Origin of the sequence: Microbacterium sp. MMO-10 (assembly GCF_037148715.1) — a bacterium.
In the GTDB taxonomy this organism is placed as follows: Bacteria; Actinomycetota; Actinomycetes; order Actinomycetales; family Microbacteriaceae; genus Microbacterium.
The window spans coordinates 51,474-73,267 of sequence record NZ_JBBCSV010000002.1; the positions used below are offsets into that span (position 1 = coordinate 51,474).

21 protein-coding genes and 1 tRNA gene are annotated in these 21,794 nt (G+C 71.8%); 16 read left to right on the forward strand and 6 right to left on the reverse strand.

From position 1 onward, the window contains the following. Nucleotides 1–12: 12 nt before the first annotated feature. The 4 genes from WFJ17_RS04785 to WFJ17_RS04800 all read left to right on the forward strand — a co-directional run bounded on the left by WFJ17_RS04785 (nt 13) and on the right by WFJ17_RS04800 (nt 4,288). Nucleotides 13–1,272, forward strand: coding sequence for a class I SAM-dependent RNA methyltransferase (locus WFJ17_RS04785; RefSeq protein ID WP_336647811.1), 1,260 nt, complete (start codon nt 13–15; stop codon nt 1,270–1,272). A gap of 73 nt (nt 1,273–1,345) precedes the next feature. Beyond that, entirely contained in the window at nt 1,346–2,011 is a 666-nt protein-coding gene (locus WFJ17_RS04790; protein ID WP_292881537.1) for a response regulator transcription factor, read from the forward strand. Nucleotides 2,012–2,054: 43 nt separating this feature from the next. Beyond that, nucleotides 2,055–3,281 (forward strand): sensor histidine kinase, encoded by a 1,227-nt coding sequence (locus WFJ17_RS04795; protein WP_251438439.1) that lies wholly within the window; start codon nt 2,055–2,057, stop codon nt 3,279–3,281. Further along, nucleotides 3,278–4,288: a hypothetical protein gene (locus tag WFJ17_RS04800; protein WP_336647812.1), complete on the forward strand. Its 1,011-nt coding sequence runs from the start codon at nt 3,278–3,280 to the stop codon at nt 4,286–4,288. Before WFJ17_RS04795 ends, WFJ17_RS04800 begins: the two co-directional genes overlap by 4 nt. A 306-nt stretch (nt 4,289–4,594) precedes the next feature. Here WFJ17_RS04800 and WFJ17_RS04805 read toward each other — a convergent pair whose 3' ends face one another. Together WFJ17_RS04805 and WFJ17_RS04810 are read right to left on the reverse strand one after the other, a co-directional pair. Further along, entirely contained in the window at nt 4,595–4,819 is a 225-nt protein-coding gene (locus WFJ17_RS04805) for an acyl-CoA carboxylase subunit epsilon (RefSeq protein WP_251438437.1), read from the reverse strand. Then, nucleotides 4,816–6,405, reverse strand: a complete 1,590-nt coding sequence (locus tag WFJ17_RS04810) for an acyl-CoA carboxylase subunit beta (protein WP_251438436.1) — start codon at nt 6,403–6,405, stop codon at nt 4,816–4,818. Before WFJ17_RS04810 ends, WFJ17_RS04805 begins: the two co-directional genes overlap by 4 nt. 169 nt (nt 6,406–6,574) lie before the next feature. On the opposite strand from WFJ17_RS04810, the gene WFJ17_RS04815 reads away from it, so the two are divergent. Further along, entirely contained in the window at nt 6,575–7,342 is a 768-nt protein-coding gene (locus WFJ17_RS04815; RefSeq protein ID WP_336647813.1) for a biotin--[acetyl-CoA-carboxylase] ligase, read from the forward strand. 60 nt (nt 7,343–7,402) lie between these two features. Further along, entirely contained in the window at nt 7,403–9,226 is a 1,824-nt protein-coding gene (locus tag WFJ17_RS04820; protein WP_336647815.1) for an ABC-F family ATP-binding cassette domain-containing protein, read from the forward strand. Here the strand turns inward: WFJ17_RS04820 and WFJ17_RS04825 are convergent. Continuing rightward, nucleotides 9,207–10,178: an NAD(P)/FAD-dependent oxidoreductase gene (locus tag WFJ17_RS04825; protein ID WP_336647816.1), complete on the reverse strand. Its 972-nt coding sequence runs from the start codon at nt 10,176–10,178 to the stop codon at nt 9,207–9,209. The genes WFJ17_RS04820 and WFJ17_RS04825 overlap by 20 nt on opposite strands. Nucleotides 10,179–10,245: 67 nt before the next feature. Between WFJ17_RS04825 and WFJ17_RS04830 the strand changes: the two genes are divergently transcribed. From WFJ17_RS04830 to WFJ17_RS04860, 7 genes are all read left to right on the forward strand, one after another. Further along, nucleotides 10,246–10,806, forward strand: coding sequence for a helix-turn-helix domain-containing protein (locus WFJ17_RS04830; RefSeq protein ID WP_336647817.1), 561 nt, complete (start codon nt 10,246–10,248; stop codon nt 10,804–10,806). Nucleotides 10,807–10,844: 38 nt separating this feature from the next. Further along, the gene (locus tag WFJ17_RS04835; RefSeq protein WP_292881516.1) at nt 10,845–11,474 is read left to right on the forward strand and encodes a TetR/AcrR family transcriptional regulator; all 630 of its coding nucleotides are present in this window, start codon (nt 10,845–10,847) and stop codon (nt 11,472–11,474) included. A gap of 435 nt (nt 11,475–11,909) precedes the next feature. Next, entirely contained in the window at nt 11,910–13,724 is a 1,815-nt protein-coding gene (locus WFJ17_RS04840) for a Na+/H+ antiporter (RefSeq protein ID WP_336647818.1), read from the forward strand. Nucleotides 13,725–13,843: 119 nt separating this feature from the next. Then, nucleotides 13,844–14,518 carry a DedA family protein gene (locus WFJ17_RS04845; protein WP_336647819.1) on the forward strand — a complete coding sequence of 225 codons (675 nt, stop codon included), beginning with the start codon at nt 13,844–13,846 and terminating at the stop codon, nt 14,516–14,518. A gap of 82 nt (nt 14,519–14,600) precedes the next feature. Next, on the forward strand, nt 14,601–15,512 hold the full coding sequence (locus WFJ17_RS04850; protein WP_251445312.1) for a MetQ/NlpA family ABC transporter substrate-binding protein: 912 nt from the start codon (nt 14,601–14,603) through the stop codon (nt 15,510–15,512). Between the two features lie 76 nt (nt 15,513–15,588). Beyond that, nucleotides 15,589–16,656, forward strand: coding sequence for a methionine ABC transporter ATP-binding protein (locus tag WFJ17_RS04855; protein ID WP_336647820.1), 1,068 nt, complete (start codon nt 15,589–15,591; stop codon nt 16,654–16,656). Continuing rightward, complete coding sequence (locus WFJ17_RS04860; RefSeq protein ID WP_295034611.1) at nt 16,656–17,315, forward strand: methionine ABC transporter permease; 660 nt, start codon at nt 16,656–16,658, stop codon at nt 17,313–17,315. Before WFJ17_RS04855 ends, WFJ17_RS04860 begins: the two co-directional genes overlap by 1 nt. Before the next feature lie 214 nt (nt 17,316–17,529). Here the strand turns inward: WFJ17_RS04860 and WFJ17_RS04865 are convergent, their stop codons facing one another. Next, nucleotides 17,530–18,480 (reverse strand): pseudouridine synthase, encoded by a 951-nt coding sequence (locus tag WFJ17_RS04865; RefSeq protein ID WP_336647822.1) that lies wholly within the window; start codon nt 18,478–18,480, stop codon nt 17,530–17,532. A 178-nt stretch (nt 18,481–18,658) separates the two neighbouring features. Between WFJ17_RS04865 and WFJ17_RS04870 the strand changes: the two genes are divergently transcribed. After that, nucleotides 18,659–19,612, forward strand: coding sequence for an aldo/keto reductase (locus tag WFJ17_RS04870; protein ID WP_336647823.1), 954 nt, complete (start codon nt 18,659–18,661; stop codon nt 19,610–19,612). Between the two features lie 13 nt (nt 19,613–19,625). Continuing rightward, the gene (locus WFJ17_RS04875) at nt 19,626–20,573 is read left to right on the forward strand and encodes a zinc-binding dehydrogenase (protein WP_336647824.1); all 948 of its coding nucleotides are present in this window, start codon (nt 19,626–19,628) and stop codon (nt 20,571–20,573) included. Between the two features lie 15 nt (nt 20,574–20,588). On the opposite strand, the gene WFJ17_RS04880 is transcribed toward WFJ17_RS04875, so the two are convergent. Both WFJ17_RS04880 and WFJ17_RS04885 read right to left on the reverse strand, forming a co-directional pair. Continuing rightward, nucleotides 20,589–21,098, reverse strand: a complete 510-nt coding sequence (locus tag WFJ17_RS04880) for a MarR family winged helix-turn-helix transcriptional regulator (RefSeq protein WP_251445293.1) — start codon at nt 21,096–21,098, stop codon at nt 20,589–20,591. Nucleotides 21,099–21,105: 7 nt separating this feature from the next. Further along, nucleotides 21,106–21,609 (reverse strand): GNAT family N-acetyltransferase, encoded by a 504-nt coding sequence (locus WFJ17_RS04885; protein ID WP_336647825.1) that lies wholly within the window; start codon nt 21,607–21,609, stop codon nt 21,106–21,108. Between the two features lie 113 nt (nt 21,610–21,722). On the opposite strand from WFJ17_RS04885, the gene WFJ17_RS04890 reads away from it, so the two are divergent. Then, nucleotides 21,723–21,794: transfer RNA gene (locus WFJ17_RS04890), tRNA-Gln, on the forward strand.

Here is a 21,794-nt window from a genome sequence, read left to right on the forward strand (position 1 = left end):
GATGATCGAGGGGTGAGCGATTCCGACGCGTCCGAGGGCGCCCTTCTCGACCTCGACGTGACCGCGATCGCGCACGGCGGGGTGTTCATCGCCCGGCACGAGGGCCGCGTCGTGTTCGTCTCCGACGCGATCCCGGGCGAGCGGGTGCGTGCGCGGCTCGCCGCACCGGCCGACGGGGCCGACACGCGCTCGTTCTGGCGCGCCGAGACGGTCGAGGTGCTCGACGCGTCCCCGCACCGGCGACCCCACGTCTGGCCGGAGGCCGACGTGACGCGCGCCCCGGAGCAGCGGCCGGGCGGCGCCGATCTCGGGCACATCGAGATCGGGCACCAGCGCGTCCTGAAGCGCCGGGTGCTGCAGGAGGCGCTGGACCGCTTCGCCGGGGGAGGGATCGACGCCCCCGAGGTGGAGGCCACCGGCGTCGACGAGAACTGGCGCACCCGCGTCACCCTGCACGTGGACGATGCCGGGCGGATCGGGCCGTTCGCGGCGCGCAGCCACCGGGTCGTCCCCGTCGCCGAGCACGTGCTCGCGCGTCCCGCGATCGACGCCGCGGCCCGCCGGCTCGGTGGACTGCCCGAGGGGCGGATCGAGCTCATCGAACCCGCCGACGGAGAAGTGCGCCAGGTGCTCCGGCCCGAGTCGGAGCGCCAGGCGCGAGGCCGGAGCGGACGTCGCGGTCCGCGACGGGCCGCGCCGCAGACGATCGTCGAACGGGCGGCCGGGCGTTCGTTCTCCCTCGATGCCGACGGGTTCTGGCAGATCCACCCCGCCGCCGCAGGGCTGCTGGACGGCGCGGTCGCGGATCTGCTCGAAGGGGCGGTCGACGCCGAGGCCGCGCACCTCGATCTCTACGGCGGCGTGGGGCTGTTCTCGGCGACGCTGGCGCGGGCCGGCGCGCGGCGCATCACCACCGTCGAGTCCTCCCCGCGTGCCACCCGGCACGCGGCCGCGAACCTGAGCGACCTGGACGTGCGGGCAGTGACCGCGCGCGTCGACCGGTTCCTGAAGGCGGACGACCCCGGCCTGCGCGACGTCGCCGGCGGTGCGGTCGTGCTGGACCCGCCGCGGTCCGGGGCCGGGCGCGCCGTGGTCGAGGACGTCGCGGCGCTCGACCCCGCCGCGATCGTGTACGTCGCCTGCGATCCGGTCGCACTCGCCCGCGACCTCGCCACGTTCCGGGGGCTCGGCTTCGAACCGCGCCGGATGCGGGCCTTCGATCTGTTCCCGCACTCGCACCACCTCGAGACGGTCGCGCTGCTCACCCGATAGGCCGGTCCGGCACCGCCGGTTCCGCGCTCCGGCGTGGCCGGATCCGCGCGCCCGCACGGGATAGGGTGAGACCGTGAGCAGCGTAGCCCTGATCGACGACCACGAGTCCGTTCGTCTGGGACTCGCCGCCGCGCTCGAGCGGGCCGACTTCGACGTCGTGTTCTCGGGCGCCGGCGTCGCCGAGTACCTCGAAGCGCGCGGACGCACCCTGACGGTGCCGGCCGACGTGGTGCTGCTCGATCTCACCCTCGGCGACGGGACGACGGTGACCGAGAACGTCACGCGACTCGTCATCGACGGATCCAGCGTGGTCATCCACAGCGTCGCCGATCGGCCGGTCGCCGTGCGCGAGGCCCTCGCCGCCGGGGCGGCCGGCGTCATCAGCAAGTCCTCTCCGCTGGACGACGTGATCGCCGCCGTGCGCACGGTCGCCCGCGGGGATGCGCTGAACAACGTGGAGTGGGCCAACGCCGTCGACGGCGACACGGCGTTCGCCGATGCGCAGCTCTCCACGCGGGAGCGCGAGGTGCTGCGCCTGTACGCGACCGGCCTTCCGCTGAAGGTCGTGGCGGAGCGGCTCGGCGTCGCCTACTCGACGGCCAAGGAGAACATCACCCGGATCCGGGTGAAGTACGTGGAGGTGGGGCGCCCCGCGCCCACCAAGGTCGACCTGCTGCGACGCGCCATGGAGGACGGCATCGTGGAGACCGCTCAGGAGGACCCGCAGAGTGTCGGCTGACTCCGGCGTCCCGCGGAGGGCGCCGCGGCGGGAGGGCTAGAGCATGTCGGGCGCTCAGGGACTCAGGGAGGCGTGGGAGAAGATCCCGACGCCGGGCGAGGTCGGGCAGGAGCTGGAGCGCTTCGCCGGACGGCGCATCGAGCGCATCATCGTCATCGTCGTCGGAGTGGGCGCGCTCGCCCTCGGCACCCAGGCGCTGGTCAACGCGATCATCAAGATGCGGCTCGTCGACGGTCCGCACATCGGCATGATGGCGCTCGTCTTCGTGCCGTGGATCGTGATGCTGCTCTGCTGCGCGATCGGACGCGCCGTGCGCATCGCGGCGGGCGTCTTCTTCGTCGCCTACATCATCGACCTCGGGCTCTGGCCGTTCGTCGCGGCCCACAAGGATCTGGACCCGTCGGACCAGCCCTGGATCTTCTTCCTCGTCAACGTCGCCGGGGTGGCCGCCGTCGTCGCGTTCCCCCTCGGCGTACAGGTGGCCTGGGTGCTCATCGGGCCGCTGCTCTACGGCACCGTGCGGCTGATCCAGGGCGACTTCGCCCCCGACTTCTGGATCGTCACCGCGTTCGACGTGTCGTTCACGCTGATCCTGGGTGCGGTGCTGGTCGCCCTCGGCTGGATGTTCCGCTCGGTCGCCAACGGCGTCGACGATGCACGCGGACGCGCGGTCGCGCTGTACACCGAGGCCGCTGCGGCGGAGGCCACCGAGCATGAGCGCGTCGCCGTGGCCGCTCTCATGCACGACAGCGTGCTGGCGGCCCTGATCGCCGCGGAGCGCGCGGAGACGGAACGGGCGCGCGCGCTCGCGGTCGACATGGCGCGGGAGGCGCTCACCCGCCTCGCGAACGCGGAGGCGCCGGCGCAGGAGGGCAGCGAGGAGCCCGTGCAGGTCGAGCTGCTCGCCGAGGATCTCCGCCGCGCGGTGGTGCAGATGGGACTCGCGATCGACGTCGAGCAGTTCGGGCACGGCGCCGTTCCCGATCGCGTGGCGCGGGCGATGGCCCTCGCGGCACGGCAGGCGATCGGCAACGCCGTCACGCACGCCGCCGGGCGCGGGCTCTCCGTGGTCGTGGAGGGGCACGGCGACACCGGGCTCACCGTCAAGGTCAGCGACACCGGAGGCGGATTCGATCCGGCCCAGGTCGGCGCGGATCGCCTCGGCATCCGCGCGTCGATCGTGGCGCGGATGGCGGCGGTGGGCGGGGTCGCCACGATCGACTCGGATCGCCGCGGCACCGTCGTGACGCTGGGGTGGTCGCAGTCATGAGGCTCACCGTCCGCATCGTCGCCACCGGGCTCGCGCTCGTGTTCGCCTGTTACTTCGCCGCCCGCGCCCTGTGGTGGACGGCGCCGCCGCCGCGCCCCCTGCTGGTGCTGCTCGCGGTCGCCATCTACCTGGCCTCCTTCGCGGTGATCGCCCTCGTCGGCGCGGGGCGCTCGGCGCAGATGCCGCGGTGGGCGGCCGCTCTGGCCCTGGTGTCCGCGATCGCGATCCCGCAGCTGAACAACCTCGGCCTGGATCCGGCCGCGCTGCGCGCGCCTTACGCGACCTGGTACATCGGATCCGTCGGCCTGACCGGCGTCGTCTGCATCGTGCGGCGCCGGCCCCTGGCCGGATGGCTGGTGCTGCTGTTGCTCACGATCGCCTCGACGGCCTGGATCGGGTTCTTCGACGCCCTCGGCCTGGGGCTGGTCGGATCGACCGTGTGGATGGTGATCGCCCAGCTGCTCGTCGCGTTCTGGCGGCGAGCGGTGCGCGACACCGATCGCCTCGCGGGGATCCAGCAGGCGGCCTCCGCCTGGCAGGCGACGCAGATCGTGCGGCAGCGCGAGCGCCGCGAGCGCGTGCAGTACGCCCTCACCGTGGCGGGACCGGTGCTGGCGCGCGTCATCGAGACCCGCGGCGAGCTCTCCGACGAGGAGCGGCGCATCGCGCACCTGGCCGAGGGGCGGCTGCGCGACGAGATCCGCGGCGGCGATCTGCTGAACGAGCGCGCCCGCGCCGCGATCGAGTCGGCGCGCGCACGGGGCGCGTCGGTCACGGTCTTCGACGACGGCGGTCTGGACGGGCTCGACGATCAGGACAAGAGCCGCATCAGGGAGGAGCTGGCCGAGGTGCTCTCCGACGCGTCCTCGGCGCGGCTCATCATCCGCGCGCCCAAGGACGCCCGGATCGCGGTCACCGTGGTCGGGCGCACGGCGGCGGGGGAGTCGTCCGATGAGGACTCGGTCGAGCTCTGGCGCGAGATCCCGCGGGATTCCTCGGCGCACTGACCGGATCCGGGGTCCGCGGGCGCAGAGCCCGAGAGGGGCGCGCGTGCGTCGGAGGGAGCCGGAGAAGAAGAAAGGGCGAGGGGCGGCGAAGCCGCACACCCCTCGCCAGTGCGGAACAGTTACCCGAAAACCGTCCGCAAAGACCGGAGATCGTCTACCTACCCTGTGGCAGAGATCCGGTCGAACGCGAAGCGTTGCAAGAAAGAGTCTTCCGGGTCGTCCCCAGGATGTCTGTAGGTATTTTGGGGGACAAATCCAGACGCAGGCGAAAATCCTGCGCGCGGACCCCCTCCGCGCGGGCTCCGCTCAGCCCGCGAAGCGTCCCCAGGGGATGTCGCGCCGGAGCGGCGCGCGCAGACCGCGCTGCGTGCGCCCCCAGGCGGAGACGGGCTTCTCGGCGGCCACCGCATCGGCCTCCTCGGCCACGAAGGCCTCGGAGAGCACGGCGATGAGCGCCGCGAGCTCCTCCTCGGTGGCGGAGCCGCGGAGCACCTGGATCTCGACCGCGTCGGCCGCGTCCTCGCCGCTCACAGCGGGATGTTCCCGTGCTTCTTCGGGGGCAGCTCGGCGCGCTTTCCGCGCAGGGCGCGCAGCGCCTTCGCGATGGAGACGCGGGTGTTCGCCGGCTCGATGATCCCGTCGATCTCGCCGCGCTCGGCGGCCAGGAACGGGCTGGTGACGTTGTAGGTGTACTCGTTCGCGAGGCGCGTGCGCACGGCGGCGACGTCCTCGCCGGCCTCCTCGGCGCGCTTGATCTCGCCGCGGTAGAGGATGTTCACCGCGCCCTGGCCGCCCATGACGGCGATCTCCGCGGTGGGCCAGGCGAGGTTCACGTCGGCGCCGAGCTGCTTGGATCCCATGACGATGTACGCGCCGCCGTAGGCCTTGCGCAGGATCACGGTCACCAGCGGCACCGTGGCCTCGGCGTAGGCGTAGATGAGCTTCGCGCCACGGCGGATCACGCCCGTCCACTCCTGGTCGGTGCCGGGGAGGTAGCCGGGCACGTCGACCAGCGTGACGATCGGGATGGAGAACGCGTCGCAGAAGCGGACGAAGCGGCTGGCCTTCTCGCCGGCCTCGATGTTCAGCGTTCCCGCCATCTGCGACGGCTGGTTGGCGATGATGCCGACCGAGCGTCCCTCGACCCGGCCGAAGCCGATCACGATGTTGGGCGCGAACAGCGGCTGCACCTCGAGGAACTCCGCGCCGTCGACGACGCGCTCGATGACGGTGTGGATGTCATAGGGCTGGTTCGCCGAGTCCGGGATGAGGGTGTTCAGCGTGCGGTCGGCGTCCGTGGTCTCGAACTCGAAGTCGCTGGAGTAGGTGGGCAGCTCCGCCATGTTGTTGTCCGGCAGGAAGCCGAGCAGGGTGCGGGCATAGTCGATCGCGTCGTCCTCGTCCTCGGCGAGGTAGTGCGCGACGCCCGAGCGGGTGTTGTGCGTGTAGGCGCCGCCGAGCTCCTCCATCCCCACGTCCTCGCCGGTGACGGTCTTGATGACGTCGGGGCCGGTCACGAACATCTGGCTGGTCTTGTCGACCATGATCACGAAGTCGGTGAGCGCCGGGCCGTACACGGCACCGCCGGCAGCCGGCCCCATGATGATCGAGATCTGCGGGATGACGCCCGACGAGCGGGTGTTCGCGCGGAAGATCTCGCCGTACTTGCTGAGCGCGAGCACGCCCTCCTGGATGCGGGCGCCGCCCGAGTCGAGGATTCCGATGATGGGCACGCCGCTGCGCAGGGCGAACTCCATGATCTTGATGATCTTGTCGCCGGAGACCTCGCCGAGCGAGCCTCCGAACGTCGTGAAGTCCTGCGAGTACACGGCGACCGTGCGGCCGTTGATGGTGCCGACGCCCGTGACGACCGAGTCGCCGTAGGGGCGGTTCTTGTCCATCCCGAAGGCGGTGGTGCGGTGACGCACGTACTCGTCGAACTCGACGAAGCTGCCCGGATCCACCAGCAGCTCGATGCGCTCGCGGGCGGTCATCTTGCCCTTGGCGTGCTGCTTCTCCTTGGCCTTCGCCTCGGCCGAGACGACGGCCTCGTCGTAGCGGCGGCGGAGGTCGGCGATCTTGCCGGCGGTCGTGTAGAGGTCAGGCGTGTCCGTCACGGTTCCCACATTAGCGCCGGGGCCTCGGCGCCCGTTGGATGAGAGGCACAACTCCGGGGCGGGATCCTCTGTACGGACCCTCCGATACTCGAGTCGTCTCCCTGAGCACGACCGATAGGCCGTGCTCAGGGAGACGACTCGAGTATCGAGCGCTCGGTAGGGTGACCGCATGAGCTTCCCGCACAGCACGGCCGCCGCGGCGCGGCTCGACGTCGTCGCGTCCACCGGGTCCACGAACGCCGACCTGCGTGCGCACGCGGGCGACGCGGAGGGGTGGCCGCACCTGTCGGCGATCCTCACCGAGGACCAGGTCGCCGGGCGCGGGCGGCTCGACCGGATCTGGACGGCACCGGCGGGATCCGCGCTGGCGCTGTCGGTGCTGCTGCGGGTGCCGCGGGTCCCCCTCGCGGAGCGCGGCTGGATCCCGCTCGCGGCGGGTCTCGCCATGGCCGATGCGATCGCCGCGCAGCTGCCCGAACGGAGCGTGGGCGTGAAGTGGCCGAACGACGTCCTGGTGGGCGATCGCAAGATCTGCGGCATCCTCGCGGAGGCCACCGGGGCCGACGTCGTGATCGTCGGTTCCGGCGTGAACACGGCGATGACGGCCGAGCAGCTCCCCGTCGAGACCGCCACCTCGTTCGCCGTCGAGGGCGGGCAGGCCGATCTCGATCTGCTCGTCGCCGGCTATCTGGCGCGGCTGGACGGATGGATCGAAGCGCTCTCGGAGCACGGCTCCGCCGTCGCGAGCGGTCTGCGCGACGCCGTCGCCGCGCGCTGCGACACGCTCGGCCGCACCGTCCGGGTGATGCTTCCCGGGGGCGCCGAACTGATCGGCGAGGCGACCGGGCTCGGCGCGGACGGCTGCCTGATCGTGTCCGCGGACGCAACGGAGCACCGCATCGCCGCGGGTGACATCGTGCACCTGCGCCTCGCCTGAGCAGAGCGCGCCCGCCGGCTCGGCGGCTTCCGTGGCGGCCCGACTACCCTGGAAGCCGACATGGCACATCTTCTCGGGGCCGAAGGCCTCCACCTCGAGTTCCCCACCCGCATCGTCTTCGACTCCGTGACCCTCGGCATCGAGGAGGGCGACCGGATCGGCATCGTCGGTCGCAACGGCGACGGCAAGTCGAGCCTCCTCGCGATGCTCGCGGGGCGGCTCGACCCCGATGCGGGGCGGGTGACCGTCCGCGGCGGCACCACGATCGGGGTGCTCGACCAGGCCGACGTGCTCGACGACGCCCTCACGGTCGGCGCGGCGATCGTCGGCGACACCCCCGAGCACGAGTGGGCGGGGGATCCGAAGGTCCGCGACGTGATCGACGGCCTCGTGAGCGACCTCGACTGGAACGCCTCCGTCGCCGACCTGTCCGGGGGGCAGCGCCGCCGCGTGGCGCTCGCGAAGCTGCTCGCCGGCGACTGGGACATCATCGCGCTGGACGAGCCCACCAACCACCTCGACGTCGAGGCGATCGGCTGGCTCGCCGAGCACCTGAAGCGGCGCTGGCCGGCGGGTCAGGGCGCGCTCATGGTCGTCACGCACGACCGCTGGTTCCTGGACGAGGTGTGCACGGAGACCTGGGAGGTGCACGACCGGATCGTCGAGCCCTTCGAGGGCGGGTATGCCGCTTACATCCTGCAGCGCGTCGAGCGCGACCGGATGGCGGCGGCGAGCGAGGCGAAGCGCCAGAACCTCGCCCGCAAGGAGCTCGCCTGGCTGCGCCGCGGCGCCCCCGCCCGCACCTCGAAGCCCAAGTTCCGCATCGACGCCGCGAACGAGCTCATCTCCGACGTGCCCGAGATCCGCGACCGCATCGCGCTGCAGTCGCTCGCCGTCTCGCGGCTCGGCAAGGACGTCGTCGACCTCATCGACGCGGGCGTGACCTTCCCGGCGAGCGGATCCGCCCCGGAGCGCGAGGTGCTGCGCGACGTGGAATGGCGGATCGCGCCGGGCGAGCGCACCGGCATCCTCGGCGTCAACGGCGCCGGCAAGTCGACGCTGCTGAGCCTCGTCGCAGGCAGCCTGGCGCCGACGAGCGGCAGGGTCAAGCACGGCAAGACCGTGCAGGTGCGCACGCTGACCCAGCGGCTCGACGAGCTGCAGGACGTCTGGGACGAACCCGTGCGGGTCGTGATCGGGCGCCTGCGCACGACGTACACGTTCGGCACCGGGTCCAAGGCCGCAGAGCTCACCCCGGGACAGCTGCTGGAGCGCCTCGGATTCTCCTCGGCGCAGCTGTCCACCCCGGTCAAGGACCTCTCCGGAGGCCAGCAGCGCCGCCTGCAGCTCCTGCTCGTGCTGCTGGATCAGCCCAACGTGATGATCCTCGACGAGCCCACGAACGACATGGACACCGACATGCTCGCCGCGATCGAGGACCTCCTCGACTCCTGGCCGGGGACGCTCCTCGTGGTGAGCCACGACCGGTACTTCCTGGAGCGGGTCACCGATCAGCAGTACGCGATCCTGGACCGGCGCCTGCGGCACCTGCCCGGCGGCGTGGACGAGTACCTGCGGCTGCGGGCGCTCGAGCAGAGCCACCCGAAGGAGACGGGAGCGGGATCCGGATCCGTCTCCGCCCCGACTGCCGCGCCGGCGCTGAGCGGCGCCGATCGCCGTGCCGCGGAGAAGGAGGTCACCGCGCTCGAACGTCGCATGCAGAAGCTGGCGGCGCAGATCGACACGGCCAAGCACGCCCTCGCCGACCACGACCAGTCCGACTATGCGGGCCTCGGCGAGAAGATGAAGGAGATCTCGGCGCAGGAGGCGGAGGTCGAGGAACTCGAGCTGCGCTGGTTCGAGCTCACCGAGCAGCTGGGCTGAGCCGGGCCTCGTCCGCGAGCCGGAAGTCCTCCTCGACGAGCACCCCGTTGACTGCGGCCCCGGCCATCGCGCCCGCGCCGATCGCCATCGGGACCGTCGACATGGGGTTCACGACATTGCCCGCCGCCCAGATGCGCGCGTGCGACGTCCTCCCGGTCGCGTCCGCCTCGAGGAAGGATCCGAGCCCCGACGGGAACTCCACGCGGGCGAGCCCGAGTCCGCCCAGGAATCCGTCGTGCGGCACCGGCCGGCCGCCGGTGAATACGGCGTCGACGGAGTGCTCCACGCCGTCGGCGGTGCGGATCGCCGAGACCGCGGTGCCGTCGCCGATCACCTCGACCGCCGGCGACGAGACGATCTCCACGCCGCGGGAGCGCAGCAGGCGCTCCTCCTCAGCGTCGAGCGCGCCGAGCCCGGCCGAGAAGAGGACGACCTGGTCGCTCCATTGCCGCACCATCTTCGCCTGATGCAGGGACGCAGGCGAGCTGGCGAGCACGGCAAGACGACGGTCGCGCACCTCCCAGCCGTGGCAATAGGGGCAGTGCAGCACGCTCGTGCCCCAGCGCTCGGCGAGCCCGGGGATCGCGGCGAGGTCGTCACTGATCCCGCTGGCGACCACGATCGCGCGGGTGCTCTCCGCGTTGCCGTCGTCGAGGACGACCGTGAGGCGGTCCCCATCTTCGCTCACCACGGCCACCGCTGCCTCGCGGAACGCGACGCCGTAGGCCCCGGCCTCCGCCCTGCCGCGCCGCACGAGATCCAGCGGGGGAGTCCCCTCGTTGCCGAGGACGCCGTGCATGTGCGCCGCAAAGCGGTTGCGGGGCTCGCCGGCATCGACGACCAGCGTGCGGCGTCTCGCCCGTCCGAGCAGGAGGGCGGCGGAGAGGCCGGCCGCTCCGCCGCCGATGACGATCGCATCCCAGCACGAGGAGGGGGAGTTCAGTGCTTCCATGGGTCCAGTCCACGGGTAGGATCACAGAAGTGCAAGTGACTTTGCAGATTCAGCAAGAGAGAGAGCCATGGACGACGAGCTCGCGCAGGTGGGACCGCGGCTGCGGGCGGCTCGCCGTGCCCGCGGCTGGACGCTCGACGAGCTGGCGGAGAAGGCCGAGATGTCGACCAGCACGCTGTCCCGCCTGGAATCGGGAAAACGCCAGGCGAGTCTGGAGCTGCTGCTGCCGCTGACCCGGCGCCTGGGCATTCGGCTCGACGACCTCCTGCCCGATGAGACCCCGGACCCTCGCATCCGCCGCTCGGAGATCCGCCGCGACGGACTCGTCATCGTCCCGCTCTCACCGGAGGGGTCTCCCGTGCACACCTACCGGATCACCTACCCGCCGACGGGCCGGCTCCCTGCGCTGCGCGTGCACGACGGCTACGAGTGGTTCTCCGTGATCTCGGGACGGCTGCGTCTCCGGCTCGGCGCGCAGGATCTCATCCTCGGTCGCGGGGAGGCTGCCGAGTTCGACACCCGCACGCCGCATGCGATGTCCGCGGCAGGCGGGCGTCCGGCCCAGATCATCAGCATCTTCAACGACGAGGGCGTGCGGATGCACACGCACGTCGCCGATCCTGCATGATCACCGGCGACTCGCGCCTCGCTCGGTATCCTGAGGCCATGAACCCGGGAGCGGCGGCGGACGCGACACGGGCGAAGCTCCTGGTCGCCGCAGCCGAGGAGATCGTCGCACGCGGCTACACCGCGGCGTCGCTGTCCCGGACGGCGGAGCGGATCGGACTCACGAAGGGCGCGTTCAGTCGCCACTTCCCGACGAAGGACGATCTCGTCGAGGCGATCATCGCCGAAGCCGTGCGCCGGGGGCCCGGAATCCTCCGCGCCGCGCAGGACGCGTTCCCCGCGAGTTCCATCCGCGCCTGCATCTTCGCGATCGGCGGGATCTCCGCGGCCTGGCGCACCGACCCCGTGTTCGCCGCGGCGGTCCTTCTCGCGCAGGACCCGGCGATCGATGCTCGCCGGGTCGTGCCGCTGCGTCGCATGGTCGCGGACGTGCTGCGCGCCCCCCTGACCGCAGCGGTTCGGGAGGAGGGGTGCCCCCTCGTCTGTCCCGTCGAGGAGGCGGTGCAGTTCCTCGTCGTGCTGCTGACGGGGTTCCTCTCCTCGGCACGGTTCACCGAGGATTTCGGACCTCAACGCGAACTTCTCTTCGTGCAGGCCGCGCTCACCGGGATCGGGATCCCGGATTCCGGCGAGGTCGTGGCGGATGTGATCCGGCGTCTCGGAGCCTGAGCCTGCGTCCCCGCTCGATCCGTGCGCGCCGTCGTGCTAGCCTCGCTCGCGGGGAAGTGTAGACGATCGTCTACGCGCTGGGGACTGCAGCCCGTCGCCGTCGATGCGGGTATCGACGGCGACGGGCTCACGGTTCGCGGGTCATCGGACGGGCGGTCCGGGGGCTGTGCTCCTGCCTCGCCGCGCCCCTGGAGTACGCGCGGCTGAGCGCCTCCCGGCGGCGCGGCCGGAGACGGCGCTGACGGCTCCTGCTCGGCTCAGACGACGGTGGCCGGCCTGGCGCTCGGGGGAGGCGTCCCGATCTCGTCGGACGCCGCGCTGCGGCCCGCGCCGCTCTGTCGCTCGGGACGCGCGGGGAATACCGTGGAGGCAGGCGGCGCTGTGCCCTGAGCGGATGGCGCTCGCCGTCCGCGACCGGGCGAGAGGAGACAGCGCATGGAAGGTCTCGAGGTCACGGTCCTGCTGGGGCTGACGATCCTGACGGGGGCGCTGCTCGCGCCGCGGCTGCGGCTGGCGCTGCCGCTCGTGCTCGTCGTCCTCGGGCTCGCGCTGGGCTTCGTCCCGGCGCTGCGGGAGATCCAGCTGCCGCCGGAGACCGTGCTGCTGCTGTTCCTGCCCGTGATGCTGTTCTGGGAGAGCCTCACCACCTCGCTGCGCTCGATCCGCCGCGACTTCCGCTACATCCTGCCGATGAGCACGCTGCTCGTCGTGGCGTCGGCGTTCGCCGTGGCCGGCATCGGAATCCTGTTCGGCCTGCCCTGGGAGACCGCGCTGATCCTCGGCGCGGCGGTCGCCCCGCCGGACGCGACCGCCGTCGCCGCGCTCGGGCGGATGCTGCCGCGGCGCATGTTCATGAAGCTCAAGGCGGAGAGCCTCACCAACGACGGCACCGCGCTCGTGCTGTACGCGATCGGGCTCTCCCTCGCCGTCGGAGGGCACATCACCCCGCTCAGCGTGACCTGGATCGTCGTCGTCTCCTACGCGGGCGGCATCGCCGCGGGCGTGGCCGTGGCGGCCCTCGGCTACCTCCTGCTGCGCGCGATCGGATCCACGATCGTCATCAACACCACGCTGCTGCTCATCCCGTTCGTGGCCTTCCTGCTCGCCGAGCTCATCGGGGCATCCGGCGTGCTCGCGGTCGTGGTCGCCGGCGTGATCATCGCCTACGTGTCGCCGACGGTGACGACCGCGCCGTCGCGTCGTCAGGCGGAATCGGCCTGGCCGTTCGGGGTGTTCCTCCTCAACGGCGCCCTCTTCGTGCTGATCGGTCTCGAGGTGCAGTACGTCGTGCATCAGATCTCGGCCGGCGCGATCGGGCGCCTGGTGCTCGTTACCGTCGCCGTGTGGGTCGCGCTGCTCGTCGTGCGGTATCTGTTCCAATTGCTCAGCGTGCCGTTCTACGGCCGCAGCGGACCGCGCCCGCCGCGCGGCGTGCGGGCGCGGTCGCGGGTGCTCAGCACCTTCGCCGGCATGCGCGGCGCGGTGTCCCTCGCGATCGCGCTGTCCGTCCCCGCCGGCGCCGTGGCCGGGGGCGCGCTCGACGGCCGCGACGAGATCGTGTTCGTCACCGCAGGGGTGATCCTGCTCAGCCTGCTGGTGCAGGGGATGCTGCTGCCGGCGATCGTGCGCTGGGCGCGCATCCCCGCGGATCAGGGCGAGGTCGAGGAGTACGAGCTCGCCGAGCGCACCATCTCGGGCGCCGCGCTCGCCGCCCTCGACGACCTCGCCGTGCAGCACGAGATCAGCGACGAGGTGCGCGATCGGATCCGCTTCGAGGGCTATCAGATGCTGGAGTACACGAACGCGCGCACGCTCGCCCGCGAGCAGGCGCTGGTCGACGCCGAGGTGCGGGCGCTCGACGAGATGCTCGGCCAGCCCGACCCGCTGGCCGCCGGGACCGACGCCCGCGAGGACGGAGCGGATCCGCTCGCCGCGGGCACGGCCTCCGGCGCCGCCGACGAGGATCCGATCTCCGACGGCGCGGGCGGATCCGGCCGGCGCCGGACCGTCATCGAGGGCGCGACGCTGCAGATGATCGCGACCTCCGAGGACGTCGACGTCCTGCAGCGCTCGCCGCTGGTCCGGCACGACGAACTCACCCGGCTCAAGCTCGCGCTGCTCGACCGCAAGCGCGAGGTGCTGCTCGGCCTGCGGCGCTCCGGCACCGTCGACGACGTGATCGTGCGCCGGATCTCGGCGCGGCTCGACCTCGAGCAGCTCCGTCTGCAAGGGCTGGAGGACTTCGACTGAGTGCTTCCGCCGGGTCGTGATCCGGGCCGGACGCGGTCGTACCCCGGTACCGGCATGGGCGGGGAGGATCACTCTGCAGAGGGACGCATACGGCGGCGGCCTCGACCTACCGTGAGGTCATGGTCGACGTCCTGAGCTCCTTCCTGGTCACCCCCTGGGCTCCACTGCTGATCCTGCTGTTCTGCTTCCTGGACGGGTTCTTCCCGCCCGTGCCGAGCGAGACGGTGGTGGTCGGCGCGCTCTCGCTGGCCTTCGCGACGGGAGCCGCGGCCACCCCGACCGCGCTCCTGATCCTGCTCGCCGCCGGGATCGGCGCGGCGGCCGGCGACAGCGCCGCCTACGCCATCGGACGCCGCGTGGGCACCGCGCGATGGGCGTGGATGCGTCGCCCGCGCGTGCGATCCGCGCTGAGCTGGGCGGGGGAGCGGCTCGCCCTTCGCCCGGCCATCCCGCTGCTCGTCGCGCGGTACATCCCGGTGGGGAGAGTCGCGGTGAACATGACCGCGGGGGCGACGCGGCTGCCGTATCGCCGCTTCCTGCCGCTGTCCCTCGTCGCGGCCGTCGGCTGGGTGGGCCTCAGCGCATTGATCGCCTCGGTCGCCTCGGCATGGCTCGGGCACTCGCCCCTGCTCGCCGCGGTCGTCGGGGTGGTGCTCTCGCTCCTGCTCGGAGTGCTGATCGATCTCGGATCCCGCCTCGTCCGCCGTCTGCGCAGCCGGTCGGCGGCGCCGGCGACCTCCCGCGAGACGGAGCGACCCGCCCTCGTCGTCGCCGGGGGTCGCACCGAGCTGTGACGTCGTGTGACGAATCGATTCGGGGCGCGCTCGGCCCGGCTCTTACCGTGGTGGCGTCCCCCAAGAGAGGAACCCACCGCACATGTCCCGCAAGCTCACCACCGCGCTCGCCGCCGCCACCGCGGCCGCCGCGCTCGTCTTCTCCCTCGTCGGCTGCTCGTCGGCGTCGAACGCCGGATCCGACCCGACCGCCGAGACCGGCAAGACGGTCAAGGTCGGCGTCGTCGGCAAGAGCGACCCGCAGTGGCCCGCGTTCGTCGAGGCCGCGAAGAAGGAGGGCATCACCGTCGAGCTGGTGGACTTCGGCTCGTACGAGCAGCCCAACCCGGCGCTCTCCGAGGGCGAGATCGACCTCAACCAGTTCCAGCACATCGTGTACCTCGCGCAGTACAACGTGAAGTCGGGCAAGGACCTGCAGCCGGTCGGTTCGACCGCGATCTACCCGCTGGGCCTGTACTCGAAGAAGTACAAGAGCGTGAAGGACATCCCCGCGGGCGAGACCGTCGCGGTGCCGGATGACGCGTCCAACCAGGCGCGCGGGCTGCTCGTCCTGCAGTCGGCCGGCCTCATCACGCTCAAGAGCGGCGGCTCGATCTTCTCCGATCTCGCCGACGTCGACACGGCGAAGTCGAAGGTCAAGGTCACCGCGCTCGAGGCCGCGCTGATCCCGACGTCGCTTCCGGACGTCGCCGCCGCGATCATCAACAACGACTTCGTCAAGGACGCAGGGCTCACCTTCAAGGACGCCATCGCCCAGGACGACCCGAAGGATCCCAACGCGCTCCCGTACGTGAACATCTTCGCGGCGCCGGCCAAGGAGAAGGACAACGCGACCTACCAGAAGCTGGTCGAGATCTTCCAGACGGACGAGGCCGTGCAGAAGGGCCTCGCGAAGGCCTCGGGCGACACCGGCGTTCCGCTGAAGATCGCGCCCGCCGAGCTGCAGAAGACCCTGACCAAGGTCGAGGCCGACGTCACGGCCCACAAGGGCTGAGTCGACCACGCGAGAGGATCGGGCGGCGCGTTCTGCGCCGCCCGATTCCCGTGCCACCGCTACCTCCGGAGAACCCATGCCGATCGTGAGCCTGCAGGGCGTCACCAAGTCCTATCCGCCCGCGACGAAGGACAGCGCGCCCGTGGTCGCCGTCGATGACGTGTCCCTCGACATCGCCCAGGGCGACGTGTTCGGGATCATCGGCTACTCCGGGGCGGGGAAGTCCACCCTGGTGCGGCTGATCAACGCGCTGGAGCCGACGACGAGCGGACGCCTCGTGGTCGACGGCGTCGATGTCACGACCCTCTCCGAGCGGGAGCTGCGCAGGGTGCGCGGCGGCATCGGCATGATCTTCCAGCAGTTCAACCTCTTCTCGGCGAAGACGGTGCGCGCGAACATCGCCTACCCGCTCAGGCTCGCGGGCTGGGCCAAGGCCGACATCGAGGCGCGGGTGACCGAGCTCCTCGCCTTCGTCGGCCTGTCCGACAAGGCCAGGGCGTACCCCGAGCAGCTCTCCGGCGGGCAGAAGCAGCGCGTCGGCATCGCCCGGGCGCTGGCCACCCGGCCGGCCATCCTGCTCGCCGACGAGGCGACCAGCGCGCTCGACCCGCAGACGACGCACGAGGTGCTCGAACTGCTCGACCGGGTGAACCGCGAGCAGGGGGTGACGATCGTGGTCATCACCCATGAGATGGACGTCATCCAGACGCTCGCCACGAAGGTCGCGGTGATGGAGAACGGTCGCGTCGTCGAGCAGGGCGACGTGTTCGAGGTGTTCTCGAACCCGCAGAACTCGGCGTCGCAGCGCTTCGTCGGCACCGTCATCAAGGGCGTCCCCAGCCCCGCGGAGCAGGCGTCGCTGCAGGCCCGCCACGAGGGCCGGCTCGTCACGTTCTCCTTCCGCGACGGCGACTCCTCCCAGGCGCAGGTCTTCCTGGATCTCGCGGAGGCGGGACTAGGATTCGAGCTCGTCTACGGCGGCATCAACGACATCCGCGGTCGCGCCTTCGGACACCTCACCCTCGCGATCCGCGGGTCGGATGCCGCGATCGACGCCGCTCTCACGAAGATCGGGGCGCACGCGACCGTGACCGAGGCGGCCCGCGCGACCGGCGCGGCGGCGGCAGAGGGGGAGGTGCGCTGATGGATCGCCTGATCGAACTTCTGCCGGACTTCTGGCAGGCGGCGCTCGAGACGCTGTACATGACCACGTTCGCGCTCGCGATGGCGGGCGTGATCGGCACCGTCATCGGCATCGGCCTCTATGTGACCCGCCCCGGCGGATTGATGGCGAACCGCCCGCTGAGCATCCTCATCTCATTCCTGGTCAACTTCATCCGGCCGATCCCGTTCGTGATCTTCATCGCGGTGCTGCAGCCATTCACCCGGATCGTCATCGGAACCGGGATCGGGATCAATGCGGGGGCGTTCGCGATCGGGGTCGCGGCTTCCTTCGCGATCGGGCGGATCGTGGAGCAGCACCTCGTCTCAGTGTCGCCGGGCGTGATCGAGGCGGCCCGGTCTATGGGCGCCGGTCCGTGGCGGATCCTGCTCACGGTCGCGATGCCCGAGGCGCTCGGCCCGCTGATCCTCGGCTACACGTTCATCGTGGTGGCGCTCATCGACATGACGGCGATGGCCGGCCTCGTCGGCGGCGGCGGACTCGGCGCCTTCGCCCAGGTCTACGGCTTCCGGCAGTTCGAGCCGGTCGTGATGTGGGCGGCCATCATCCTCATCGTCGTGTTCGTCCATCTCGTGCAGACCTTCGGCACCTGGCTCGCCCGGCGGATCATGCGGCGCTGACCGCGGCGCGCCGTTCTGCAGGGAGGGTGCGTCGTTCTGCAGGGAGGGTGCGTCGTTCTGCAGGGAGGGTGCGCCGTTCTGCAGGCGCCGCCCGGTCGTGGCGCGCTGATCGACCGGGGATCCGGGGGGCGGACGCCGTGGACCGTCCTGCAGAACGACAGGGGCTCCCTGCAGAACGACAGGGGCTCCCTGCACAACGGCCGGCGGGCGCGGGTCACTGTCGCACGGACGGCGCCTCCTGCAGTGTGCGCCGGGTGGTGAACCCTCGCGGAGCGCCCGACAGGGGGTCCGTGAAGCGCAGCTCCCGGGCCAGCAGCTGCAGGGGATGCGCGAAGTCATCGGGGGTCTCGGGGAGCAGGTCGGGGTAGAACCCGTCGTTCATGATCCCCGCGCCGAGCTCGGCGAGGTGCACGCGCAGCTGATGCATGCGTCCCGAGTGGGGGCGCAGCAGGGTGTGCAGGACACGGTCGTCGAACCCGAGCAGCTCGATCCGGGTCTCGGCGTTCGGCTCGCGCGCCGGATCCGTCTGGACCCGCACCTGCCCGCGGAGCTTGGCGATGTGATTGCGGTGCACGAGCGGGAACGTCGAGCCGAGGAGGGCGGGGGCCGCGGGGTCCCAGCCGGCGGGCAGGAGGGAGACCGCCTCGTAGACCTTCTCGACCTCGCGGCGTTCGAAGAGCAGCTGGTAGGCGCCGCGCGTCGCGGGGCGCGCCGAGAACATCAGCAGCCCGGCGGTCGCGCGGTCCAGACGGTGGATCGGCGTGAGCTCGGGGATCCCGAGCGCGTTGCGCAGGCGCACGAGTGCGGAGTTCTGCAGATACTTGCCGCCCGGCGTCGTCGGCAGGAAGTGCGGCTTGTCGACGACGACGAGATCCGCGTCCTGATGCAGGATCTCCACGTCGAACGGGATCGCCTTCTCGGCGGGCGGCTCACGGTAGTACCAGACGAAGTCGTGCACGCCCAGCGGGGTCTCGCGGGTGAGCGCGGAGCCGTCCAGGGCGACGATCTCGCCGCGGTCGAACCGGGCGAGCAGGTACTCCGGATCGAGGTGCGAGAAGCGCTCGGCCATGAAGGCGCCGACGGTCGGCCACGGGCCGTCCGACGGCACCCGGAGCCGGGTCGCGCCGACGCCGTCGCGTACGGGCAGGGGGGAGCGCATCGCCATCCGGTCCAGCCTAGTTCTCGGTGCCGGGAGTGACGGAGCCGGGCGCCGTGCGACGACGGTGCCGTCCTTCCCGTCGCAGAAGACGTCGCCCTGGTCCGCTCGGAACGGCATCTTCTGCGACGGGTGCGGATCCGCGTGATCGGGAAATAGTCTCGCCGCGACCGCGGTTGCGCCGGGTATGACTCGCATCGGATCCAGTGACCTGTCCGTCTTCCCGCTCTCGCTCGGCGGCAACGTGTTCGGCTGGACCGCCGACCGCGACACGTCGTTCGCCGTGCTGGACGCCTTCGTGGCCGGCGGCGGAGACTCCATCGACACGGCCGACGCCTACAGCGCCTGGGTGCCGGGCAACAGCGGGGGCGAGAGCGAGACGATCATCGGCGCGTGGCTCGCCTCGCGGCGCCCCCAGGGGGTCGTGGTCGCCACGAAGGTGAGCCAGCATCCGCAGTTCCCCGGGCTGTCGGCGGCGAACATCCGCCGCGCGGCGGAGGCGTCGCTCGGCCGGCTCGGAGTCGACGCGATCGACCTGTACTACGCGCACTTCGACGACGAGACCGTGCCCCTCGAGGAGACCGTCGGGGCGTTCGGGCAGCTCGTCACGGACGGACTGGTGCGCAACATCGCGGTGTCCAACTACTCGGCCGACCGGATCCGCGCGTGGATGGAGATCGCGCGGGCCACCGGAGTCGCCGCTCCGGTCGCCGTCCAGCCGCACTACAACCTCGTGCACCGCAACGAGGTCGAGGAGACGATCATCCCTGTCGCGACCGAGTTCGGACTCGGCCTCGTGCCGTACTACGCCCTGGCGAGCGGCTTCCTCACAGGCAAGTACCGGTCCGTCGACGAGGCGGGTCACACGTCGCCGCGCGCCGCCGGCGCCGCGAAGTACGCGACGGAGCACGGCCTGCGCATCATCGACGCCCTCGAGGAGATCGGCGACGCGCACGGGGCGTCGATCGCGGCGACCGCGCTCGCGTGGCTGCGCTCGCAGCCCGCGGTGGTCGCGCCGATCGCGAGCGCCCGCACGCCGGAGCAGGTGCCGGATCTGCTCGCCGGGGGACGCCTCTCGCTCGCCGACGACGAGATCGCGCGGCTGCGCAGCGTCTCCGAGTGGACGCCGGCGCAGGTCTGACGGAGGGGGCATCATGCGTGCAGCGGCATATACCGGCCCCGGGCGGGCGGCGGAGGTCATCGGGTTCCGCGACGTCGAGGCCCCGGCGGCCGGACCGGGCGAGGTCCTCGTGCGGGTGGGAGCGGTCGGCCTCAACCCGGTGGACGTGAAGATCCGCGCGGCCGGCCACGACTTCGGGGCGATCCGCTACTCGGACCGCCCCGGGTGGGACGTCGCCGGGACGGTCGTGGCCGTCGGCGACGGGGTGACCGGGTGGGCCGTGGGCGACGCCGTGTTCGCTCTCGCGCGCTTCCCCGAAGCTGCGCACACCCTGGCCGAGCTCGTGGCGGTGCCCGCCGCCGACCTGGCCGCGGCGCCGCGGGGGTGGAGCACCGCGCAGGCGGGTGCTGCCCCGCTCGCGGCGCTCACCGCGTGGCAGGCGCTGGATGCCGCGGGCATCGGTGCGGACCGCGATGCGCGCGTGCTCGTGCTCGGCGGGGCGGGCGGGGTCGGGCATGTGGCCGTCCAGCTCGCGAAGGCGAGGGGCGCCGTCGTGATCGCGACGGCGAGCCCGGCGAAGCAGGACCTCGTCGCCTCCTGGGGAGCGGACGAGGTGATCGACTACCGCGACGAGTCCGCGCTCGCAGCCATCGGGGCGGTCGACGCCGTGATCGTGACGGTCTCGGACACGCTGCCGCCGCGCGGGGCGGTCGATGCGGGCACCGCCGTGATCACGATCACCGGGTTCTCCGCAGCTCAGGAGGCCGAGCTGCGCTCCTGGGGAGCGGATCCCGTGCAGCGGATCCTGGTGGCCGCGAACGGCGCGCAGCTGGCGGAGATCGCCGCTCTCGCCGACGCGGGACGACTCGCCGTGCACCTGGATGCGGAGTTCGGTTTCGACGCCCTCGCGGCGGCGCAGGAGCGGGTGGAGAGCGGACGGGTCACCGGCAAGGTCGTGGTGATCGTGGACCCGGACGCCTGAGCGCCCGCGAGGCCGTCAGGCGTCGAAGCTCAGGCTGAGCTTGCGCAGCAGGGCGGCGATGCGCTCGCGGTCGCTGCGGCTCAGCGCCGACAGCAGCGTGGCCTCCGCATCGACGAGGCGGGTGATCGCCGCGTCGACCCGCACCCTGCCGTCGTCGGTGAGGGTCACGAGCACGCTCCGGCCGTCGTCCGGATCCGCCTCGCGGCGCACCAGGCGGCGGCCCACCAGCCGATCGATGCGATTGGTCATGGTGCCGCTGGAGACCAGCGTCTGCTGCAGCAGCTGTTTCGGGCTGAGCTGGAACGGGGCGCCCGCGCGGCGCAGCGCCGACAGCACGTCCCACTCCCAGGTCTCCAGATCGCTCCGACGGAACACGTCGCGGCGGGCGCGGTCCAGCAGGCGCGAGAGGCGGTCGACACGCGAGAGCACCTCGAGCGGCGAGAAGTCGAGGTCGGGGCGCTGCGTGTTCCACGCCTCGACGATCCGGTCGACCTCGTCGCCCGTGCGCTGCTCGCCGATGCTCATCCGTCCATTATCGACCGACCGCGACCGCCGCGCCGACGGCGGTCCTCGGGACGACCGCGATGGTGAGGAACAGGCTGTGCGGATCCTCGACGTACCCGCCGAACGGTGCGCATTCGTCGAATCCGGCCTTGGCGTAGAGCCGATGGGCGGGCCAGAAGAAGTCGTCGGCACCGGTCTCCAGCGACACCCGGCCGATCCCGCGGTCGCGCGCGTCATCGAGCAGGGCCGCGAGCAGCACGGATGCGACTCCGCGCCCCCGCATCCGCGAGGCCGTGCGCATCGACTTGAGCTCTTCGTGGCCCGGCTCGAGCGCGGCCAGCGCTCCCGTGCTGGCGAGGACGCCGTCCACCGTCGCCGTGAACAGGCGCACGGTCGGCGCGAACAGACGGGAGAGGTCCAGGGCGTGCCGGCTCTCCGGAGGTGCGGTCGCCTCCATGTCGCGCAGGTGATCGGCCAGGAAGCGTTCGAGGTCGGGAGTCGGGGTGTCCACCCGGGAGATGCGGATCCTCATGACCCCAGGGTCTCGCAGCGACGTTACGCGGGTGTTGCCGGGGTGTTCCGCGCCCGTCACGCATGATGCGGTCTGGCAGACTTAGGGGGCGGCCGTCATCCCGGCGCCCGCGGTCCGCCGTGGTGTAACGGCAGCACGACAGCCTTTGGAGCTGTGAGGTTCAGGTTCGAATCCTGGCGGCGGAG

Excerpts from the sequence above, each read along its gene's own strand:
- WFJ17_RS04795 (WP_251438439.1), top strand. The coding sequence starts at position 2,055 with ATGTCGGGCGCTCAGGGACTCAGGGAGGCGTGGGAGAAGATCCCGACG.
- WFJ17_RS04800 (WP_336647812.1), top strand. The coding sequence starts at position 3,278 with ATGAGGCTCACCGTCCGCATCGTCGCCACCGGGCTCGCGCTCGTGTTC.
- WFJ17_RS04815 (WP_336647813.1), top strand. The coding sequence starts at position 6,575 with ATGAGCTTCCCGCACAGCACGGCCGCCGCGGCGCGGCTCGACGTCGTC.
- WFJ17_RS04820 (WP_336647815.1), top strand. The coding sequence starts at position 7,403 with ATGGCACATCTTCTCGGGGCCGAAGGCCTCCACCTCGAGTTCCCCACC.
- WFJ17_RS04825 (WP_336647816.1), bottom strand. The coding sequence starts at position 10,178 with ATGGAAGCACTGAACTCCCCCTCCTCGTGCTGGGATGCGATCGTCATC.
- WFJ17_RS04830 (WP_336647817.1), top strand. The coding sequence starts at position 10,246 with ATGGACGACGAGCTCGCGCAGGTGGGACCGCGGCTGCGGGCGGCTCGC.
- WFJ17_RS04835 (WP_292881516.1), top strand. The coding sequence starts at position 10,845 with ATGAACCCGGGAGCGGCGGCGGACGCGACACGGGCGAAGCTCCTGGTC.
- WFJ17_RS04840 (WP_336647818.1), top strand. The coding sequence starts at position 11,910 with ATGGAAGGTCTCGAGGTCACGGTCCTGCTGGGGCTGACGATCCTGACG.
- WFJ17_RS04845 (WP_336647819.1), top strand. The coding sequence starts at position 13,844 with ATGGTCGACGTCCTGAGCTCCTTCCTGGTCACCCCCTGGGCTCCACTG.
- WFJ17_RS04850 (WP_251445312.1), top strand. The coding sequence starts at position 14,601 with ATGTCCCGCAAGCTCACCACCGCGCTCGCCGCCGCCACCGCGGCCGCC.
- WFJ17_RS04855 (WP_336647820.1), top strand. The coding sequence starts at position 15,589 with ATGCCGATCGTGAGCCTGCAGGGCGTCACCAAGTCCTATCCGCCCGCG.
- WFJ17_RS04860 (WP_295034611.1), top strand. The coding sequence starts at position 16,656 with ATGGATCGCCTGATCGAACTTCTGCCGGACTTCTGGCAGGCGGCGCTC.
- WFJ17_RS04865 (WP_336647822.1), bottom strand. The coding sequence starts at position 18,480 with ATGGCGATGCGCTCCCCCCTGCCCGTACGCGACGGCGTCGGCGCGACC.
- WFJ17_RS04870 (WP_336647823.1), top strand. The coding sequence starts at position 18,659 with ATGACTCGCATCGGATCCAGTGACCTGTCCGTCTTCCCGCTCTCGCTC.
- WFJ17_RS04875 (WP_336647824.1), top strand. The coding sequence starts at position 19,626 with ATGCGTGCAGCGGCATATACCGGCCCCGGGCGGGCGGCGGAGGTCATC.
- WFJ17_RS04880 (WP_251445293.1), bottom strand. The coding sequence starts at position 21,098 with ATGAGCATCGGCGAGCAGCGCACGGGCGACGAGGTCGACCGGATCGTC.
- WFJ17_RS04885 (WP_336647825.1), bottom strand. The coding sequence starts at position 21,609 with ATGAGGATCCGCATCTCCCGGGTGGACACCCCGACTCCCGACCTCGAA.